The following is a 15,813-nucleotide window of genomic DNA, read 5'->3' as shown; positions in this document are numbered from 1 at the left end:
CGCGCGAGCGGCGAGTTCGATCCCAAGCACGCCGAGGCAGCATAGGAAGCCGATACGGAACGTCTTGGCGCCGATCTTCCCGCGGAGGATCGTGCCGATCCACAGGCCGATCAGGGCTGGGATGATCGCCAGCGCAGACAGGGCCAAATCGCCAAGGTGGAAGGCGCCGTGGCCGACTAGGCCGATCGCCAGGCCGACGGTCGAGACAGTGAAGGAAAGACCCAGAGCCTGGATCAGATCGTCCTTCTCCAGGTCGAGACCTTGGAGGTAAGGCACGGCCGGGATGGTGAAGACGCCGGTCGCACCACTGATCAGGCCGGTCAGAAGGCCGATCATGGGGGAAAGCCAAGCTTCACCCTGCTTCGGCACACTGATCGTCCGCCCCAGGAGGCCATACAGGGCGTAGATCGCGAGCGCGACGCCCAGACCGAAGGTGGTCCATCGGGTGTCGGCGCCGGTAAGCAGCCGTACGCCCACGATCGTGCCGATGAATATCCCCGCCGTCATCGTCCAGAGGCGGGCGATGAGCGCTCGAAAATCGGATCCCCTGACCAGCTGCCAGACATTGGTCACGAAGGAAGGAATGAGCAGGAGAGAGGTGGCGCTTACAGGCGGCATGAAGGCTCCCAACACGCCCATGGCCACGGTGGGGAGCCCCATCCCGGCGATACCTTTCACAACTCCGGCGAGCACGAAGGTGAGAAAGATCAGAGCCAGGATTTCGGGCGAAAAACTCAACATGCCGATGGCCTTCTGCGACGACCTTCAGCTTCAAGCTATCTGATGTGCTGACTTCCAACCCTTGGGCGGCCAGCCACCTAGCGATGCTTTTCTTTCGGTCGGCCCGGAGGTAGGCCTGGTTTGAACACCCCACAATTGGGGAACGTCCGAAGCCTAGCTTCGGCATTTCCGAAGGGTGACCATGCGTTTCGACGTCGCAGACCTGCAGCTTTTCCTGGGCGTGGTGGAGCAGGGCAGTCTTACCCGTGGCGCGCGTTCCATGCGCCTGGCTTTGGCCTCGGCGAGCGAGCGGATCGCAGCCATGGAGGAAGCGCTCGGCGCCCGCCTATTGGAACGGACCTCGCGGGGCGTCCGGCCCACAGCCGCGGGCGAGGCGCTGATGCGTCACGCGCGGATTATCCTGTTCCAGGTCGAACAGATGCGTGGCGAACTCGGCGGTTTCGGCGGCGGCCTCAAGGGCCGGGTCCGTTTGCTCTGCAACACCGCCGCGCTGATTGGGTATCTGCCGCCGCGCCTTCGCCAGTTCTTGGTGGAGCATCCCGACCTCTCGGTCGATCTCGATGAACGCCCCAGCGTCGAGATCGCCCTGGCGATCGCAGAAGGGCGCGCCGACCTGGGCGTGGCGGCCGACGTCGCCGATCTCGCCCTGCTTGAAACCCGCCCGCTGATTGAGGACCGATTAGTGGCGGTGCTTGGCTCAAGACATCACTTGGCCCGCGCCGCCAGCGTTTGCTTCGCCGACCTTATCAGCGAGCCCCTCATTGGCGTTGGTGATGTAGCCTTGGAAATCCACCTTGCCGAACGGGCGTCGCGACTTGGCCTGCAGCTCAACTATCGCGTCCGGCTGAAACGGATGGCGGACATGGCGGTGATGGCGGCGGCAGGCGTCGGGGTCGCAATCGTCTCAGGCGCGTCCGCCGGTGATCTCAGCCGCGAAGACCTTGCCATCATTCCGCTCGAGGACGCCTGGTCTCATCGACGGCTTTATCTCTGCGCCCGTGATTTCAGAAGGCTGCCCCCATCGGCGGCCGCCTTGTCGCGGGCTTTGTCACCTGGCTGATGGCCGGTGCAGCTTCAGGGTCTGCGTCTCGCCCGTCGGGACGATACAGATGGTGATGGGGCTGGCGGACGTGGAGCTCTGGAACGAAACGGTGCTCGCGCGCATTTTGCTGCAAAGCTTGTTGCGCCTCGTTCCGGGGCGGCGACCCCTTTCCCAGGAATTCATATGCGTCCCTCGACCTTCACCGCCGCCCTGCTGGCCGCCACTCTCGCCCTTCCGATCTCGGCCCAGGCCCAGCCGACCATGCGCCAGGGCAATCCGCTATCGTCGATCTTCGGCTGCGACGCCGGCGGCAACAAGCAGACCGGCGGCGCGGTGATCGGCGGCCTGGTCGGCGGCGTGCTCGGCAACAACCTAGCCAAGAACGAACGCGGCCTAGGCACGGTGCTGGGCGCCGCGGCCGGGGCCGCCGCCGGCTCCTATGTCGGCTGCCGCATGCAGCGCAGCGATCAGCAGAAGGCGCAGTTCGCCGCCGAGAACGCCCTGGATCGCGGCGGCTCGCAGAGCTGGAACAATCCACAGACCGGCGCCTCGGGCAACGTCAGGGTGATCTCGACCAGCAATGGCCAGGCCTCCAATCCCGCGCCGGTCTCGATGAGCGGCATGCGGTTCGCGGCCGGCGTCGAACCGGTGTCGAACTACGCCGCGGCCAGCGGCCGCTACAAGTCCAGCAACACCGTCAACCTGCGCGGCGGCCCCTCGACCAACGCCCCCGTGGTCGGCAAGCTGCGCCCGGGCGAGACCATCGACGCCGTGGCCCGCGTCAGCGGCGGCGACTGGATCCTGGCCGCCCGCGACGGCGTGGCGATCGGCTATGTCGCCCAAAGCGTGGTGCGCCCGGTCAGCCAGACCTACGCCAGCGGCGCCCCAGTCTGCCGCACCTTCGACCAGACCATCCAAACCCAAGGCGGCTCGCCCGATACCCAGCGCTACACCGCCTGCAAGGGCGCGAACGGCGAATGGGTCGTGCAGAGCTAAGGCCCGTCCAACCAACGGCGTAGAGGGGTATGGCCCCCTCGACGCCTCCATCTATATGGCTGGCGCTCAGCCCCAGATATCGCCCTCGAGCGTGCGGCCGGTTTCCAGCAAGGTCTTGAGGTTGGACAGCACCGCCGGCCAGCCCTTGGCGATGCCGCTGGCCATCCCCGACCCGGCTTCCAGCCCGCTATGGGTCACGGTCAGCTTGGCGTTGGGCCCCACCGGCGCAATCTCGAAGGTCACCTTCGAATGTCGAGACTCGTCTAGTGGATCGCTCGGCGTCCCCCAGGTGATGACCATGCGGCTGGGCGGATCGATCTCGACCACCGTGCCGATCAGGTCGACCGTGCCGTTCTCGTCCAAACGAACGTGGCGCCAGGGCGAACCCTGCTTCCAGTCGGAGACATTATAGTGCTCCCAGTAGGCCTTGGTCAGGTCGCGTTCCACCAGGGCGTTCCAGACGGTGTCGGGGCTGGCGGCGATGTAGACGACGTAGACAAAGTTTGGGGCGAGCTCAGGCACGACGCTTCTCCTGCGATGTTTCGATCTGTTCCTTGAAGTCGGTCAGGGCGTCCAGCCGGGCGTCCTCGAACTTGCCGACCCATCGGCGGACGATCTCGCCGATGGGCACGGGGTTCAGATAGTGCAGCTTCTCGCGGCCGCGCCGCACGACGCTGACCAGATTGGCGGCCTCCAGAATGCCGAGATGCTTGGCGACCGCCTGCCGCGACATCGGCAGGTCCGTCGCCAGCTCGGCCAGGGTCTGGCCGTTGCGCGCGAACAGCGCATCCAGCAAAGCGCGGCGGCTTTCATCGGCAAGGGCGCGGAAGACGTCATCCATGGCGGCGACAATAGGCAACCATATGGTTGCGTGTCAACCGCCCCCCTCGCTCGATCCTTGACCTAATCCGTCCACAGGCGCATAAGCGCGCCCTTCTGGCGCATAGCATTCGCGCCCTCCACCGCCACGACCCCTGCGCCGGATGCAGGACGAGGGCGGAGAGGCCCCCCGTCGACGTGATCGTCCACGGGGGTCGATTGCGTTTGGGCCGACAGGAGTTTCACCGCGTGTTCGACGCACTTACAGATCGGCTTTCCGGGGTATTCGACCGCCTCTCGGGGCGTGGCGTACTCTCGGAAAAGGACATCGACGAAGCCCTGCGCGAGGTGCGTGTCGCCCTGCTCGAGGCCGACGTCGCCCTGCCGGTCGTTCGTGAGTTCATCGCCAAGGCCAAGGAACGGGCCGCCGGCGAAGAGGTGATCCGCTCGATCCGCCCCGCCGATCAGGTGGTCAAGATCACCTATGACGGCCTGATCGAAATGCTGGGCGGCGAGGAGCCCGAGGGCTTGAACCTCGCCCTCAATCCCCCGACCGTGATCCTGATGGCCGGCCTGCAAGGGTCGGGCAAGACCACCACCGCCGGCAAGCTGGCGCTGAAACTCGCCAAGGACCGCAAGAAGGTCCTGCTGGCCTCGCTCGACACCCGCCGCCCCGCCGCCATGGAGCAGCTCGCCCTGCTGGCGACCCAAGCCGGCGTCGAAAGCCTGCCCATCGTCGCGGGCCAGGCCGCGACCGACATCGCCAAGCGCGCCATGTCGGCGGCCAAGCTGCAGGGCTATGACGTCCTCATCCTCGACACCGCCGGGCGCACGACGCTCGACGAGGCGATGATGAGCGAGGCGGCCGAGATCGCCCGGATCTCCAGCCCGGCCGAAACCCTGCTGGTCGCCGACAGCCTGACGGGCCAGGACGCGGTCCGCACCGCCAAGGCCTTCCACGAGCGCCTGCCGCTGACCGGCCTGGTGCTGACCAGGACCGACGGCGACGGTCGCGGGGGCGCGGCGCTGTCGATGCGCGCGGTCACCGGCCTGCCGATCAAGTTCCTCGGCGTCTCGGAAAAGATCGACGGCCTGGACGTATTCGACGCCCGCCGGGTCGCAGGCCGGATCCTCGGACAAGGCGACGTCGTCGCCCTGGTCGAGCGGGCCTCCCAGGATCTGGACGTGGCCAAGACCGAGGCCATGGCCAAGAAGCTGGCCAAGGGCCAGTTCGACCTGGACATGATGTCCGAGCAGTTCGCCCAGATGAAGAAGATGGGCGGCATGGAAGGCCTGATGGGCATGCTGCCCGGCGTCCAGAAAGCCAAGAAGCAGCTGGCCGAAGCCAACATCTCCGACAAGACCCTCGACCGCCAGCAGGCCATCATCTCGTCGATGACCAAGCAGGAGCGGAAGAAGCCCGACATCCTGCAGGCCTCGCGCAAGCGCCGCATCGCCAAGGGCGCGGGCGTCGATGTCGCCGAGGTCAATCGCCTGCTGAAGCAACATCGTCAGATGGCCGACGCCTTCAAGATGATGAGCCGCGACGGCGGCAAGGGCTTCGCCCGCATGGCCGGCATGATGGGCGGCGGCGGCGGCATGGACCGTTTGAAAGCCATGGGCGGCGGCAAGATGCCGGCGCCCGACCCCAAACAATTGGAAGAACTCGGCAAGCTCGCCGGTCCGGGTGGCTTGCCCGGTCTCGGCTCAGGCGTCCCGAAGCTTCCTGGCCTCGGCGGTCTGCCGGGCTTCAATCCCTTCAAGAAATCCTAGATCTTACAAAGGACTAACCCATGTTGAAGATTCGCCTCGCCCGTGGCGGCGCCAAGAAGCGTCCCTACTACTCGATCGTCGTCGCTGACAGCCACTCGCCCCGCGACGGCCGTTTCATCGAGAAGGTCGGCGCCTACAACCCGATGCTGAAGAAGGAAGATCCGACGCGCGTGACGCTGAAGATCGAACGCATCCAGGAATGGATCGGCAAGGGCGCCCAGCCGACCGACCGCGTCGCGCGTTTCCTGGCCCAAGCTGGCCTGGTGAAGTGGGAGCACGGCAACAACCCGAAGAAGGCCGAGCCGGGCCAAAAGGCCAAGGAACGCGCTGAAGAGCGCGCCCAACGCGAAGCCGACCGCGCCGCGGCCGCCGCCGAAGCCGCTGCTCAGCCGGCTCCGGAACCGGAACCCGTTGTCGAAGAAACCCCGGTCGTCGAGGCGCCCGCCGCCGAAGCTCCGGCTGAAGAAGCCGCTCCGGTTGCTGAAGAAGCTCCCGCTGCTGAAGCTGCTCCGGCCGCTGAAGAAGCTCCGGCCGCCGACGCTGAAAAGACCGAAGGCTAATCCCAACACCGCTCATCCCGGCGAAAGCCGGGACCCAGGCGGCGCTACAGTTTGGGCCCCGACATCGGTCGGGGTGAGCGGAGTTTTGGAACCACGGTCATGAGCGACGAGTCGCTAAATCTACTTCTTGTCGCTCAGGTCGGGGGCGCCCATGGCGTCCGCGGCGAACTGAAGATCACCACCTTCACCGCCGATCCGATGGCGTTGGCGAGCTATCGCAACCTGCTGCGGCAGGATGGGAGCCCCGCCGTCGTTATCGCCTCGGCCCGGCCGGTGAAGGGCGGTCTCGTCGTGCGCCTGAAAGGCGTCGACGACCGCAACGCCGCCGAAGCCATGCGCGGCCTGAAACTCTACATCACGAGAGACGTCCTGCCCGAGCCCGAGGAAGACGAGTATTATCTCGCCGACCTGATTGGCCTCACTGTCGAGACGGCGGCCGGCGAACTGCTGGGCAAGGTCAAGCTCGTCCAGGATTTCGGCGCGGGCGACCTGCTGGAAATCCAACCCAAGGCCGGCGCCAGCTGGTGGCTGCCCTTCACCCGCGAAGCGGTGCCGCAGGTGCGGATCGCCGAGGGCAAGATCATCGCCAACCCGCCCACGATGATCGAAGACGAGCCTACGATGCCGGAAGCGGACTGAGCTCAAGGCTCGATTGGGATTGAGTAAACTCACCCCCGCTCATCCCGGCGAAAGCCGGGACCCAGATCTCATAGGTCCGCGGTCGATTGGATCAGCTCGGAACCTGTAGAACCCACATCTGAACTACTCCATCTGGATCCCGGCCTTCGCCGGGAAGAGTGGTATTGGGTGTGGACTTAGCTTGCCGCCAACCGGGCCAGCAGCGCCGCGCCCGCCGCGGTGATGTTCCATCCCTCGCGGCTGCGCTCGGCCAGGCCCAGTTCGGTCAGGGCTCGCGCGTCGGCGATATTGACGAACGGCACCGGCTCGCCGTCCCGCTTGCGCGACAAATCCTGCAAGGCTTCGATTTGGCCGCTGGTCAGATCATCCATGGACCGAGATTACACCCTTGCGCCATCCAGCGCGCCACATGTTCGGTCGCCGGCCCCGGAACGGAGCCGGCGCGCCACCCTACTTCTTCAGCCGCATCAGGCCTTCTTGGGCCACCGAGGCGACCAGTTCGCCCTGGGCGTCATAGATCGCGCCGCGCACGAAGCCGCGGCCGCCCGAGGCGCTGGGGCTGTCTTGGGTGTAGAGGTGCCAGTCGTTGAAGTTCGACGGCTTGTGGAACCACATGGCGTGGTCGAGGCTGGCTGATTGCAGGCCGGGCGTTTGCCAAGCCACCCCGTGCGGCCGCATGGCGGTCGACAACAGGTTCATGTCGGAGGCGTAGGCCAAGATCACCTGGTGCATGCGCGCCTCGTCGCCGATCGGCGCCACGGCTCGCATCCAGGTGTCGCTCTTGGGCTCGCCCGGCTTGGGCTTGCGGCCAAAGCCATAATTGTCGCGGCCCAGCATCTCGATCGGGCGCGGACGGTTCATCATCCGCCGCATTTCCTCGGACGCGTTCTCGAGCATCTTGGCCTTCTGAGCGTCGGCCTCGGCGGCGTAGCTCTCGGGGCCAGGAACGTCAGGCATCGGGGCCTGGTGCTCGAAACCTTCCTCGGCGACCTGGAACGAGGCCGCGAGGTTGAAGATCTGCTTGCCGTTCTGGACCGCGATAACGCGGCGCGTGGTGAAGGTGCCGCCGTCGCGCGAGCGATCAACCTCGAACAGGATCGGGATACGCGGATCGCCGGGACGAATGAAGTAGCAGTGCAGCGAATGGCAGACCCGGTCCTCGACGGTCTCGTAGGCCGCCAGCAGCGACTGGGCGATCACCTGCCCGCCGAAAATCCGACCCGGGCCGTCCTCGGGCGAAACGCCACGGAAGAGGTTCACCTCGATGCGTTCGAGGGCGAGGGTTTCGACGAGGATTTCCGGCGTTTCCATGGGGTCTCTAAAAATGCTGCAACTGCGAAAGGACTTGGCTTAATCCCTTGCTTCCCGGTCGGCAAGGCGCGGCATAGTGGCGTTCGGCTGCGCGCGAGGATGGAAAACCTGCGTCACTTCGTCCACAAGCCGCCTCATGAGCTTTGACGCCACCGTCCTGACCATGTTCCCCGAGGCCTTTCCGGGCCCGCTCGGCGTGTCTTTGATCGGCACCGCCTGGCGCGAGCACGGGCTCTGGACCTTGGAAACAGTGGACATTCGGGGATTTTCCAAGGATAAGCGCGGCTTCCTCGACGACACCCCCGCGGGTGGCGGCCCAGGACAAGTGATGCGAGCGGACGTCATCGCGGCTGCGCTGGATAGCGTGGACCGGCGAGAACGGCCGCTTTTGTACATGAGCGCACGGGGTCGCCCCCTCACCCAGGCGCGTGTTCGTGAGTGGGCTGACGGGCCTGGACTGATCGTCCTGGCCGGCCGGTTCGAAGGGGTGGACCAGCGGGTGCTCGACAGCCGCGGGTTCGAGGAGATCGCCGTTGGCGACGCGGTTCTCGCCGGTGGCGAAGCTGCGGCCCTGGTGACGATCGAAGCGTGCGTAAGGCTCGTACCCGGCGTCCTCGGCCAGGCCGCGAGCTTGAGTGAAGAGAGTTTCGAGGACGGGCTTCTGGAACATCCGCAGTACACGCGACCGCGGGAATTCGAGGGGCTTGAGATTCCCGAGGTGCTGCTCAGCGGCCACCACGCCCAAGTGCGGAAGTGGCGAGAAGCACAACGGGAAGCGACGACGCGGGAGCGACGGCCAGACCTCTGGGCGCAGCGATCCGCCAAATAACAGGCAAAGGGCGAGTAAAGCCCAGTGAACAAGGACTAGACGACCATGAACATCATTCAGCAGCTCGAAAAAGAAGAAGCCGATCGCCTGATCGCCACCCGCGCGATCCCTGACTTCCAGCCGGGCGACACGCTCCGCGTCAACGTGAAGATCAAGGAAGGCGAGCGCGAGCGCGTCCAGGCTTACGAAGGCGTCTGCATCGCCCGTCAAGGCGGCGGCATCAACGAGAGCTTCACCGTCCGCAAGATTTCGTTCGGCGAAGGCGTGGAACGCGTGTTCCCGCTCCACTCCCCGAACATCGACTCCATCGAAGTGAAGCGTCGCGGCGTCGTTCGTCGCGCCAAGCTGTACTACCTGCGCGACCGTCGCGGGAAGTCGGCCCGGATCGCCGAACGTCAACAAACCCCGGGCTCCAAGGCCTCGGCCGCTTCGGAAGGCTAAGCCTTCTCAAAGTCCGAAACTGCAAGCGGCGGCCGTGGAGACACGGCCGCCGTTTTTGTTTGGCTGGCGCAGCCTCCCCTAGTTGAGGATGCGCGCCTTCTGGATAGCGAATTCTTCTTCGGTCAGCACGCCGGCCGAACGCAACTCGGCCAGCTTCTTCAGCTGTCCCAGCGCCTCGTCCGTCAGGCCGGTCGGCGCCGCGGCGACAGGCTCGGCCGGCGCGGCCGCGGGCGGCGGGGCTGCGGCTCCAGCCTGACGCGCGGCCACCTTACCTGACACGGCGGTGGCGGTGCCCGCGATCACGGCGGTCCGGGCGGCGGTCTGCGCTGTGCGCCCGAGTAGACTCGGGCGACCTCTTCTTGATCCGACCAAGGTCCATCTCCTTTGCCTAGGGTTAAGCCAGGCACGGACAACCGCGCCCAGGAGCGAAAGACTACGTTTGGTGGCGCGACCCCGCAAGCCAACTTTATGGCGACTAAGGCGACGCTCGCCCGAAATTCTTGGCGGGCGGCGGCCGAGGTGCGCGAGCCTTGGCGTCCGGCAGGGGCTGTTTACTGTGCGGCCGGCGCCACATCTGGCGCCAACAACCTGTGACAGCGCGTTCAGCGAACCTTGTGTGGCCGCGGCGCTCTACCTGGCCAAGCCAAGCTTGGCCTATGGCAGGCGTCCGCCACGAGGAACCAGCGCATGGGCAAGCTTCAGATCGACACCGCCATCCACCGGGACGGCGAGCGCCTCACCTGCGTCCTGCACAAGGATTGGAACATCTGGGGTCCGAACGGGGGCTATGTCGCCTCGGTGGCTCTGCGCGCCGCCGGAGCGGTCGCGCCGAGCGACCACCGCCCAGCGACCATCTCCGTGCAGTATATTTCCGTCGCCGAGTTCGACGAGGTCGAGTGCCGGGTGACGCCGATCAAGAAGGGCCGCAACGCCTGGCTGCTGAACGTCGCCCTGGTGCAGAAGGACCGCACCTTCCTACAAGCCCAGGTCTGGACCACCAACAAGGCCGACGGCCCGCAGACGCGCGAGGCCGCCATGCCGGAAGTGGCGCATCCAGGCGGGCTGAAGACCCTAGCCGAGCACCTTGGCCCGGACGCCGATCAGATCAACGGCTTCTGGCGGAACATCGACTTCAAGCCGCTGGTCTTCGTGCCCTGGGACCAACCGCGGCCGCCGGCCCCCGCGACCTTGCAGGAATGGTACAGCTTCGTCGGCTATGAGCCTGGCGACGCCTTCCTGGACGCCTGCCGCCCGCTGATCCTGATCGACACCCTGCTCTGGCCCACCCACCATCGGGGTCTGGCCGAGCGGCCCAACTACATCGCCCCCAGCCTCGATGTGACCCTATGGTTCCACAACGCCGCCGGCGCGGCCGAGTGGTTGCTGGTCGATGCGCAGTCGGACCAGTCGGGCGATGGCCTGGTCCACGGACGGGCGCGGGTTTGGACGCCGGACGGCGTCCTCGTCGCGAGCGGCGGTTCGAACATGCTGCACGTGGCGCGAGGCTAGCGAGGCGCGACGGCGTCAGCCGGCGCGCGCCAGCACCCGCTCGACACTTTCATCCAGACTGGGGTCGCCAGCGATCTCCAGCACCGGACAGGGCATGGCCGCGAGCCAGTCGCGATGCCGCTCAAGGCTACGCCCCGGGAAGCCAGCCTTGTCATAGCCGCGCGCCCACTCGACGAAGGCCAGATGCGCCTCGTGCATGGCGCCGCCCGGCTCGATCGCCGGGCCATACCGCTCACGCTCGCGGCGCAGCAGCCGTTCCACTCGGATCTCTGGCGGCACATGCAGGAAGACCACCAAGTCGAAGCGCGGGATGAACACCTCGCCCCAGGACATCAGCGATCCCGAGATCACCCACGACCCGCGCCCCGCCATCCGCGCCTCCATGAGGGCGACGCGCTCCTCGACCGGTCGCTTCGTCGTGAACGGCGGGTCGGTCGCTTCCCAGAAGAAGGTGTCGGTATCCAGGTGCAGGCAGGCCAGACGCTCTGACAGCGCCCCGCCCAGTGTGGTCGTGCCCGACGACGACGCGCCGACGATATGGATCCGAGCTTCCCCCACGTCTTACGCCCCCCGTCCCTCGGCGATGAAAGCCTGGAAGCCGGCCACCAGGTGATCGAACATCAGCCGCATGCGGCGGTGTCCCTTCAGGTTCTCGTGCATGGCGATCCACACCTCGAGTTCGAAGTGAAAGGCGTTGGCCAGGACCGGGGTCAGGCCATAGCGGCGGGCGAGCTGATGCTGGCAGGCGCCGACCCCGACGCCGGCGCGGATCGCCGCGATCTGGGCCATGTCGTTGTCGGAGCGAAAGGCGAAGCGCTCGCGGGTGACCTCCCACGGCAGCTCCAATTCGGCGAGGGCGGCCAAGGCCGGCGCCTCTCGATCGAAACCGACCGCGGTGTGGTCGTCCATCTCCTCAAGAGTCTGCGGGGCGCCGAAACAGGCGATGTAGTCAGGCGAGGCGTAGAATCCGACCCCGATGGCCCCCACCTTGCGCGCCACCAGCGCGCCCTGGGTCGGCCGCACCATCCGCACGGCGATGTCGGCGTCGCGACGTGAGAGATCCTCGGCCTTGTTGGACAGCACAAGCTCGATGTCGATCTCGGGATGCTCACGCCGGAACGCCCCGAGGATGGTGGGCAACACCTCGGTCCCCATGATCTGGCTGGCGGTGATCCGGATCGCGCCCTTCAGGGAATCGGCCGAGCCGGAAGCGTCGCGCATGGCGGCGGCCGCCGCCGCGTACATCTCAGCCAGGTGGGGTTGGAGCTGGTGGGCCAGGTCGGTCGGGGTCAGGCCGCGAGGCGAGCGCAGGAACAGCGGCCCGCCCAGTTTCTGCTCAAGCGCCTCGATATGACGCCCGAGGGTAGGCTGGGTCAGGCCCCGCGATTTCGCGGCCGCCGACAGGCTGCCAGCCTGGAGCACGGCGTGCAAACTCTGGAACAGGTCCCAATCGGCGTTCGCCATGCCCTATGAATAGCTGATCTCGCGTCATCGGCAATTGCGTCGAATACTGGACTTTGGCCCCGCAGCGGAACTAGATGCCGCCCATGGTTGGCAAGACGCTTTATGACAAGATCTGGAACGCCCACGTCGTCGACGAGCAAGACGGCGAGGCGATCCTCTATATTGACCTGCACCTCATCCATGAGGTGACGACGCCGCAGGCCTTCGCGGGCCTTCGCGCGGCGCATCGGCCCGTGCGCCGTCCAGACCGGACGCTCGCGGTCGCCGACCACAACATCCCCACCGAAGGCCAGGCGCTGGGCGTCGGCGCGGTGGCCGATGAAGAGGCGCGCCTGCAGCTCCAGACGCTCGAGCGGAACGTCAAGGACAACGGCATCGAGTTCTTCCCGATGGGCGACATCCGCAACGGGATCGTCCACGTGGTCGGCCCCGAGCAGGGCCGCACCCAGCCGGGCATGACCATCGTCTGCGGCGACAGCCACACCTCGACCCACGGCGCGTTCGGGGCCCTGGCCCAGGGCATCGGCACCTCGGAAGTCGAGCATGTGCTGGCGACCCAGACCCTTCGGCAGAAGAAGTCGAAGAACATGCGCGTCACCATCGACGGCGCGCCCGCGCCGGGCGTCGGCGCCAAGGATTTCGCCCTGGCTGTCATCGGCGAGATCGGCACCGCCGGCGGCACCGGCTATGTGATCGAATTCGCCGGCGAGGCGATCCGCGGCCTGTCGATGGAAGGGCGGATGACGCTCTGCAACCTGACCATCGAGGGCGGCGCGCGCGCTGGCATGGTGGCTCCGGACCAGACCACCTTCGACTACATGATGGGCCGTCCCGCCGCGCCGAAGGCCGGCGCCTGGGAAGTCGCCCTGTCGTACTGGAAGACGCTCTATTCGGACGATGACGCGGTCTTCGACCGCGAGGTCCGGCTGGACGCCGCCAAGATCGCACCGCTGGTCACCTGGGGCACCAGCCCCGAGGACGTCATCGCCATCAGCGACGCGGTGCCGGCCCCCGAGGCCTTCGCCAGCACCGACAAGCGCGCCTCTGTCGCCCGCGCGCTCGACTATATGGGCCTGGAAGCTGGCCAGCCGATCACCGACGCCAAGATCGACGTGGTGTTCATCGGCTCCTGCACCAACAGCCGCATCGAAGACCTGCGCTCGGCCGCGCAAGTGGTCCAGCACGCCTTCGTCAACGGCAAGCTCGTCGCGCCGCATGTGCGCGCCATGGTCGTGCCGGGTTCGGGCTTGGTGAAGGCCCAGGCCGAAGAGGAAGGCCTCGACGCCATCTTCAAGGCCGCCGGCTTCGACTGGCGTGAGCCGGGCTGCTCGATGTGCCTGGGCATGAACCCCGACCGTCTGGCCCCGGGCGAACGCTGCGCCTCGACCTCCAACCGCAACTTCGAGGGCCGTCAGGGCCGTGGGGGACGCACCCATCTGATGAGCCCCGCCATGGCCGCCGCGGCCGCGATCGCGGGCCATATCGCCGATGTGAGAGACTTCATCTGATGATGAGCGCCCGCACCAGCTTCCTCGTCTGGTGGGGGCTTCCCATCCTGTGTGCGGGCCTTGGCGCCCTCCTGGCCAACTACGCCAACCTGGACGGCGGCGGCGGGATCGGCCGAACGGCGCTGCTGCTGGTCGTCGGCTACTTCGCGGCGGTCGGCTTCCTGGCGGTGATCTTCCGCGTGCGTCAGAGTCAGGTGCTGTTCGATGAACGGGACCGGTTCGACAAGCCCGTCGAGGCCGCGATGGTCGCCATGTGCGTCCCGATCCTGGCGGCGGGCATCTGGTTCCTGGTCAATTCCTTCATCGCCGATCTCGGCCCAAGCCGGTCGTTCGATGGACGGCTCCGAAGCGTGGATTCGGTCGGCGCGTTTGGCCGAACCTACGCCATCGACCTCGACGAAACCGGCTACCCGCTGCTGTTGCAATGCCGCCTGCAGCGCAATTGCGGCAGTCCGGTTCCGCTGCTGCAGCTAAAACCAGGGACGCCGATCCAGGCCGAGATGCTTGATGGCCGGGTCATCGGCCTCAAGGTCGCTGGCCAGCAATATGTCGACGCCGGTCAACAGCGGACCATGCGGCTGCTCATCGGTGGCGGCCTGTTGGCGTTGCTCGCGCTCTATACCGCCGCTTTCGCCGCCGTCTCCATCCGGCTGCTGTTCGGCCGCGAGGAAGAGCCGGACGAGAGCCTGAACACCGTGTGGATCGACCAGTGATCACCGGTCTCGACCATGTCGCCCTGGCGGTGAACGACCTCGACGCCGCGATCGCCGGCTACACCGCCCTGCTCGGCCGCAAGCCCAACTGGGTCGGCGGCGACGGCGGGGCGCGGCACGCCTGGTTCCAGCTTCCCAACATGGCGCTCGACGTCATCACGCCGCATGGCGAGGGCGCGTTCGGCGACACCATCCGCAAACACCTCGCCGAGCATGGCGAAGGGATTTGGGCGCTGGCCTTCACGGTCGATGATATCGAGGCCGCCACCAAGCTGGTCGGCCGGCGGGGGCTGCGCGGCTCGACGCCCGGCCCGGTGCGTTCAACCCACGAGGACGGGCGCAAGCGTTACTGGACGACCTCGTCGCTCAATCCAGCCGACACTGGCGGACTGACCATCCTGCTCGCCGCCCCGCCCCGCGACGGTGTGGCCTGGCCGCTGTCCGAACCCTTGGACGGTGAGGCCGCGGCGGTGACGCAGCTCGATCACGTCGTCATCCACACCACCAATCCCGACCGCGCCCTGGCGATCTACGGAGCCAAGCTTGGCCTCGACCTGCGGCTCGACCGGTCCAACGCCGATTGGGGCGTGCGCCAACTGTTCTTCCGGTGCGGCGACGCGGTGGTCGAGATGGGCGCCAGCCTGAAGACCCCGGCCTCGGACGCTCCGGACCGCTTTGGCGGCCTGGCCTGGCGGGTCGCCGATCCGGACGCCGTCCAAGCCCGCATCGCCGCGGCGGGCTTCGACGTTTCCGACGTGCGCACCGGCCGCAAGCCCGGCACCAAGGTCTTCACCGTGCGCTCCGGCGTGCCGGCGGCCCCGGCGCTGATGATCGCCCAAGGGCTCGTCGTCGAATGAGACTGGCGCTCCTGCTCGCCAGCCTGGCCACGCCCGTCGCCGCCCACAACCTGCCCGTCAGGGTTCCGGACGGCGCGGCGTGGACGATGACCATCGAACAGTCGCGGGAGACCAAGCGTGGCGACACGGTCCAGGCCTGGTCCTTTCTCAGCACACGGCGGCTAAGCCTGTCGGGCGACCGGCTGACCATCGCCCCGGTTTCGATCAAGGCCGAGCCGGGCTTGTCGCAACAGGCGGCCGCTGGCCGCAACCTGCCCGTCGCCGTCGTCGTGACCGTCGATGAAACCTTGGCCCCGCAGGACATCGTCAACCGGCCGCAGGTGAGCGCAGCCGTAGGCGCGATGCTGCAAGGCGCCGGCGTCGGGGAGGGCGAGAAAGCGGCCATCGCGAAGATCTCGCCCGCCCTGATCGACGCCACCGTCGAATCCCTGGCCAAGAGCGATCTCGCCCGGGCCGCGCTCGCCCAGGGCGCCGACCTGGAATTGGGCGGTCCCTCGCCCTACGAGGATCGCTTGCCCAATCCGCTGGGCGGCCCGCCTATCCAATCGAGGGCGAACTTCACCCTGGAGTCTCCCGACGCCAAGACGGGACGCGCCGTGATCTCCTGGCGC

The 15,813-nt window shown here is 67.0% G+C and carries 20 protein-coding genes; 12 read left to right on the top strand and 8 right to left on the bottom strand.

Annotated elements, in window-relative coordinates; translation table 11 throughout:
- Positions 1-741, bottom strand: a 741-nt coding sequence (locus Q7T84_RS13930) for a sulfite exporter TauE/SafE family protein (RefSeq protein ID WP_304809934.1), incomplete at its 3' end; no start/stop codon positions are given.
- A gap of 181 nt (positions 742-922) precedes the next feature.
- On the opposite strand from Q7T84_RS13930, the gene Q7T84_RS13925 reads away from it, so the two are divergent.
- The gene (locus tag Q7T84_RS13925) at positions 923-1,801 is read left to right on the top strand and encodes a LysR substrate-binding domain-containing protein (RefSeq protein ID WP_304809932.1); all 879 of its coding nucleotides are present in this window, start codon (positions 923-925) and stop codon (positions 1,799-1,801) included.
- 165 nt (positions 1,802-1,966) lie between these two features.
- Positions 1,967-2,779, top strand: a complete 813-nt coding sequence (locus Q7T84_RS13920; RefSeq protein WP_304809930.1) for an SH3 domain-containing protein — start codon at positions 1,967-1,969, stop codon at positions 2,777-2,779.
- Positions 2,780-2,845: 66 nt separating this feature from the next.
- Here Q7T84_RS13920 and Q7T84_RS13915 read toward each other — a convergent pair whose 3' ends face one another.
- Together Q7T84_RS13915 and Q7T84_RS13910 are read right to left on the bottom strand one after the other, a co-directional pair.
- A complete protein-coding gene (locus Q7T84_RS13915; protein WP_304809928.1) occupies positions 2,846-3,301 on the bottom strand; it encodes an SRPBCC family protein in 456 nt (151 codons plus the stop codon).
- The gene (locus tag Q7T84_RS13910; protein WP_304809926.1) at positions 3,294-3,620 is read right to left on the bottom strand and encodes a helix-turn-helix transcriptional regulator; all 327 of its coding nucleotides are present in this window, start codon (positions 3,618-3,620) and stop codon (positions 3,294-3,296) included. Before Q7T84_RS13910 ends, Q7T84_RS13915 begins: the two co-directional genes overlap by 8 nt.
- A 227-nt stretch (positions 3,621-3,847) precedes the next feature.
- On the opposite strand from Q7T84_RS13910, the gene ffh reads away from it, so the two are divergent.
- From ffh to rimM, 3 genes are all read left to right on the top strand, one after another.
- The gene (gene ffh / locus Q7T84_RS13905; protein WP_304809924.1) at positions 3,848-5,371 is read left to right on the top strand and encodes a signal recognition particle protein; all 1,524 of its coding nucleotides are present in this window, start codon (positions 3,848-3,850) and stop codon (positions 5,369-5,371) included.
- Positions 5,372-5,391: 20 nt separating this feature from the next.
- On the top strand, positions 5,392-5,931 hold the full coding sequence (gene rpsP / locus Q7T84_RS13900) for a 30S ribosomal protein S16 (RefSeq protein WP_304809922.1): 540 nt from the start codon (positions 5,392-5,394) through the stop codon (positions 5,929-5,931).
- 99 nt (positions 5,932-6,030) lie between these two features.
- Positions 6,031-6,570 carry a ribosome maturation factor RimM gene (gene rimM, locus Q7T84_RS13895; protein WP_304809920.1) on the top strand — a complete coding sequence of 180 codons (540 nt, stop codon included), beginning with the start codon at positions 6,031-6,033 and terminating at the stop codon, positions 6,568-6,570.
- Positions 6,571-6,746: 176 nt separating this feature from the next.
- Here rimM and Q7T84_RS13890 read toward each other — a convergent pair whose 3' ends face one another.
- Entirely contained in the window at positions 6,747-6,941 is a 195-nt protein-coding gene (locus Q7T84_RS13890) for a hypothetical protein (protein ID WP_304809918.1), read from the bottom strand.
- Between the two features lie 79 nt (positions 6,942-7,020).
- The gene (locus tag Q7T84_RS13885; protein ID WP_304809916.1) at positions 7,021-7,881 is read right to left on the bottom strand and encodes an acyl-CoA thioesterase II; all 861 of its coding nucleotides are present in this window, start codon (positions 7,879-7,881) and stop codon (positions 7,021-7,023) included.
- Positions 7,882-8,017: 136 nt separating this feature from the next.
- Here Q7T84_RS13885 and trmD point away from each other — a divergent pair, with 136 nt between their 5' ends.
- Together trmD and rplS are read left to right on the top strand one after the other, a co-directional pair.
- Positions 8,018-8,710, top strand: a complete 693-nt coding sequence (gene trmD / locus Q7T84_RS13880; protein ID WP_304809914.1) for a tRNA (guanosine(37)-N1)-methyltransferase TrmD — start codon at positions 8,018-8,020, stop codon at positions 8,708-8,710.
- 45 nt (positions 8,711-8,755) lie between these two features.
- Positions 8,756-9,151: a 50S ribosomal protein L19 gene (gene rplS, locus Q7T84_RS13875; protein WP_304809912.1), complete on the top strand. Its 396-nt coding sequence runs from the start codon at positions 8,756-8,758 to the stop codon at positions 9,149-9,151.
- Positions 9,152-9,229: 78 nt separating this feature from the next.
- On the opposite strand, the gene Q7T84_RS13870 is transcribed toward rplS, so the two are convergent.
- Entirely contained in the window at positions 9,230-9,454 is a 225-nt protein-coding gene (locus tag Q7T84_RS13870; RefSeq protein ID WP_304809910.1) for an SHOCT domain-containing protein, read from the bottom strand.
- Between the two features lie 384 nt (positions 9,455-9,838).
- Here Q7T84_RS13870 and Q7T84_RS13865 point away from each other — a divergent pair, with 384 nt between their 5' ends.
- Entirely contained in the window at positions 9,839-10,660 is an 822-nt protein-coding gene (locus Q7T84_RS13865; protein WP_304809908.1) for a thioesterase family protein, read from the top strand.
- A gap of 15 nt (positions 10,661-10,675) precedes the next feature.
- On the opposite strand, the gene Q7T84_RS13860 is transcribed toward Q7T84_RS13865, so the two are convergent.
- Both Q7T84_RS13860 and Q7T84_RS13855 read right to left on the bottom strand, forming a co-directional pair.
- The gene (locus Q7T84_RS13860) at positions 10,676-11,218 is read right to left on the bottom strand and encodes an AAA family ATPase (RefSeq protein ID WP_304809905.1); all 543 of its coding nucleotides are present in this window, start codon (positions 11,216-11,218) and stop codon (positions 10,676-10,678) included.
- Between the two features lie 3 nt (positions 11,219-11,221).
- On the bottom strand, positions 11,222-12,124 hold the full coding sequence (locus Q7T84_RS13855) for a LysR family transcriptional regulator (protein ID WP_304809903.1): 903 nt from the start codon (positions 12,122-12,124) through the stop codon (positions 11,222-11,224).
- 83 nt (positions 12,125-12,207) lie between these two features.
- On the opposite strand from Q7T84_RS13855, the gene leuC reads away from it, so the two are divergent.
- From leuC to Q7T84_RS13835, 4 genes are all read left to right on the top strand, one after another.
- Positions 12,208-13,632, top strand: coding sequence for a 3-isopropylmalate dehydratase large subunit (leuC, locus tag Q7T84_RS13850; protein ID WP_304809936.1), 1,425 nt, complete (start codon positions 12,208-12,210; stop codon positions 13,630-13,632).
- A gap of 2 nt (positions 13,633-13,634) precedes the next feature.
- A complete protein-coding gene (locus Q7T84_RS13845; protein ID WP_304809901.1) occupies positions 13,635-14,345 on the top strand; it encodes a hypothetical protein in 711 nt (236 codons plus the stop codon).
- Complete coding sequence (locus Q7T84_RS13840; RefSeq protein ID WP_304809899.1) at positions 14,342-15,202, top strand: VOC family protein; 861 nt, start codon at positions 14,342-14,344, stop codon at positions 15,200-15,202. Before Q7T84_RS13845 ends, Q7T84_RS13840 begins: the two co-directional genes overlap by 4 nt.
- Positions 15,199-15,813: hypothetical protein (locus Q7T84_RS13835; RefSeq protein ID WP_304809896.1), on the top strand; the 615-nt coding region annotated here is incomplete at its 3' end. The genes Q7T84_RS13840 and Q7T84_RS13835, both read left to right, overlap by 4 nt.

This window comes from Phenylobacterium sp., from assembly GCF_030654915.1.
GTDB lineage: Bacteria > Pseudomonadota > Alphaproteobacteria > Caulobacterales > Caulobacteraceae > Phenylobacterium.
Note: the sequence above shows the minus strand (reverse complement) of the source record. Positions and strands in the feature narration are given on the sequence as shown.

Coding starts and splice junctions, on each gene's coding strand:
- rimM (WP_304809920.1), top strand. CDS start 6,031: ATGAGCGACGAGTCGCTAAATCTACTTCTTGTCGCTCAGGTCGGGGGC.
- Q7T84_RS13920 (WP_304809930.1), top strand. CDS start 1,967: ATGCGTCCCTCGACCTTCACCGCCGCCCTGCTGGCCGCCACTCTCGCC.
- Q7T84_RS13890 (WP_304809918.1), bottom strand. CDS start 6,941: ATGGATGATCTGACCAGCGGCCAAATCGAAGCCTTGCAGGATTTGTCG.
- leuC (WP_304809936.1), top strand. CDS start 12,208: ATGGTTGGCAAGACGCTTTATGACAAGATCTGGAACGCCCACGTCGTC.
- Q7T84_RS13910 (WP_304809926.1), bottom strand. CDS start 3,620: ATGGATGACGTCTTCCGCGCCCTTGCCGATGAAAGCCGCCGCGCTTTG.
- trmD (WP_304809914.1), top strand. CDS start 8,018: ATGAGCTTTGACGCCACCGTCCTGACCATGTTCCCCGAGGCCTTTCCG.
- Q7T84_RS13925 (WP_304809932.1), top strand. CDS start 923: ATGCGTTTCGACGTCGCAGACCTGCAGCTTTTCCTGGGCGTGGTGGAG.
- rplS (WP_304809912.1), top strand. CDS start 8,756: ATGAACATCATTCAGCAGCTCGAAAAAGAAGAAGCCGATCGCCTGATC.
- Q7T84_RS13865 (WP_304809908.1), top strand. CDS start 9,839: ATGGGCAAGCTTCAGATCGACACCGCCATCCACCGGGACGGCGAGCGC.
- Q7T84_RS13845 (WP_304809901.1), top strand. CDS start 13,635: ATGAGCGCCCGCACCAGCTTCCTCGTCTGGTGGGGGCTTCCCATCCTG.
- Q7T84_RS13855 (WP_304809903.1), bottom strand. CDS start 12,124: ATGGCGAACGCCGATTGGGACCTGTTCCAGAGTTTGCACGCCGTGCTC.
- Q7T84_RS13885 (WP_304809916.1), bottom strand. CDS start 7,881: ATGGAAACGCCGGAAATCCTCGTCGAAACCCTCGCCCTCGAACGCATC.
- rpsP (WP_304809922.1), top strand. CDS start 5,392: ATGTTGAAGATTCGCCTCGCCCGTGGCGGCGCCAAGAAGCGTCCCTAC.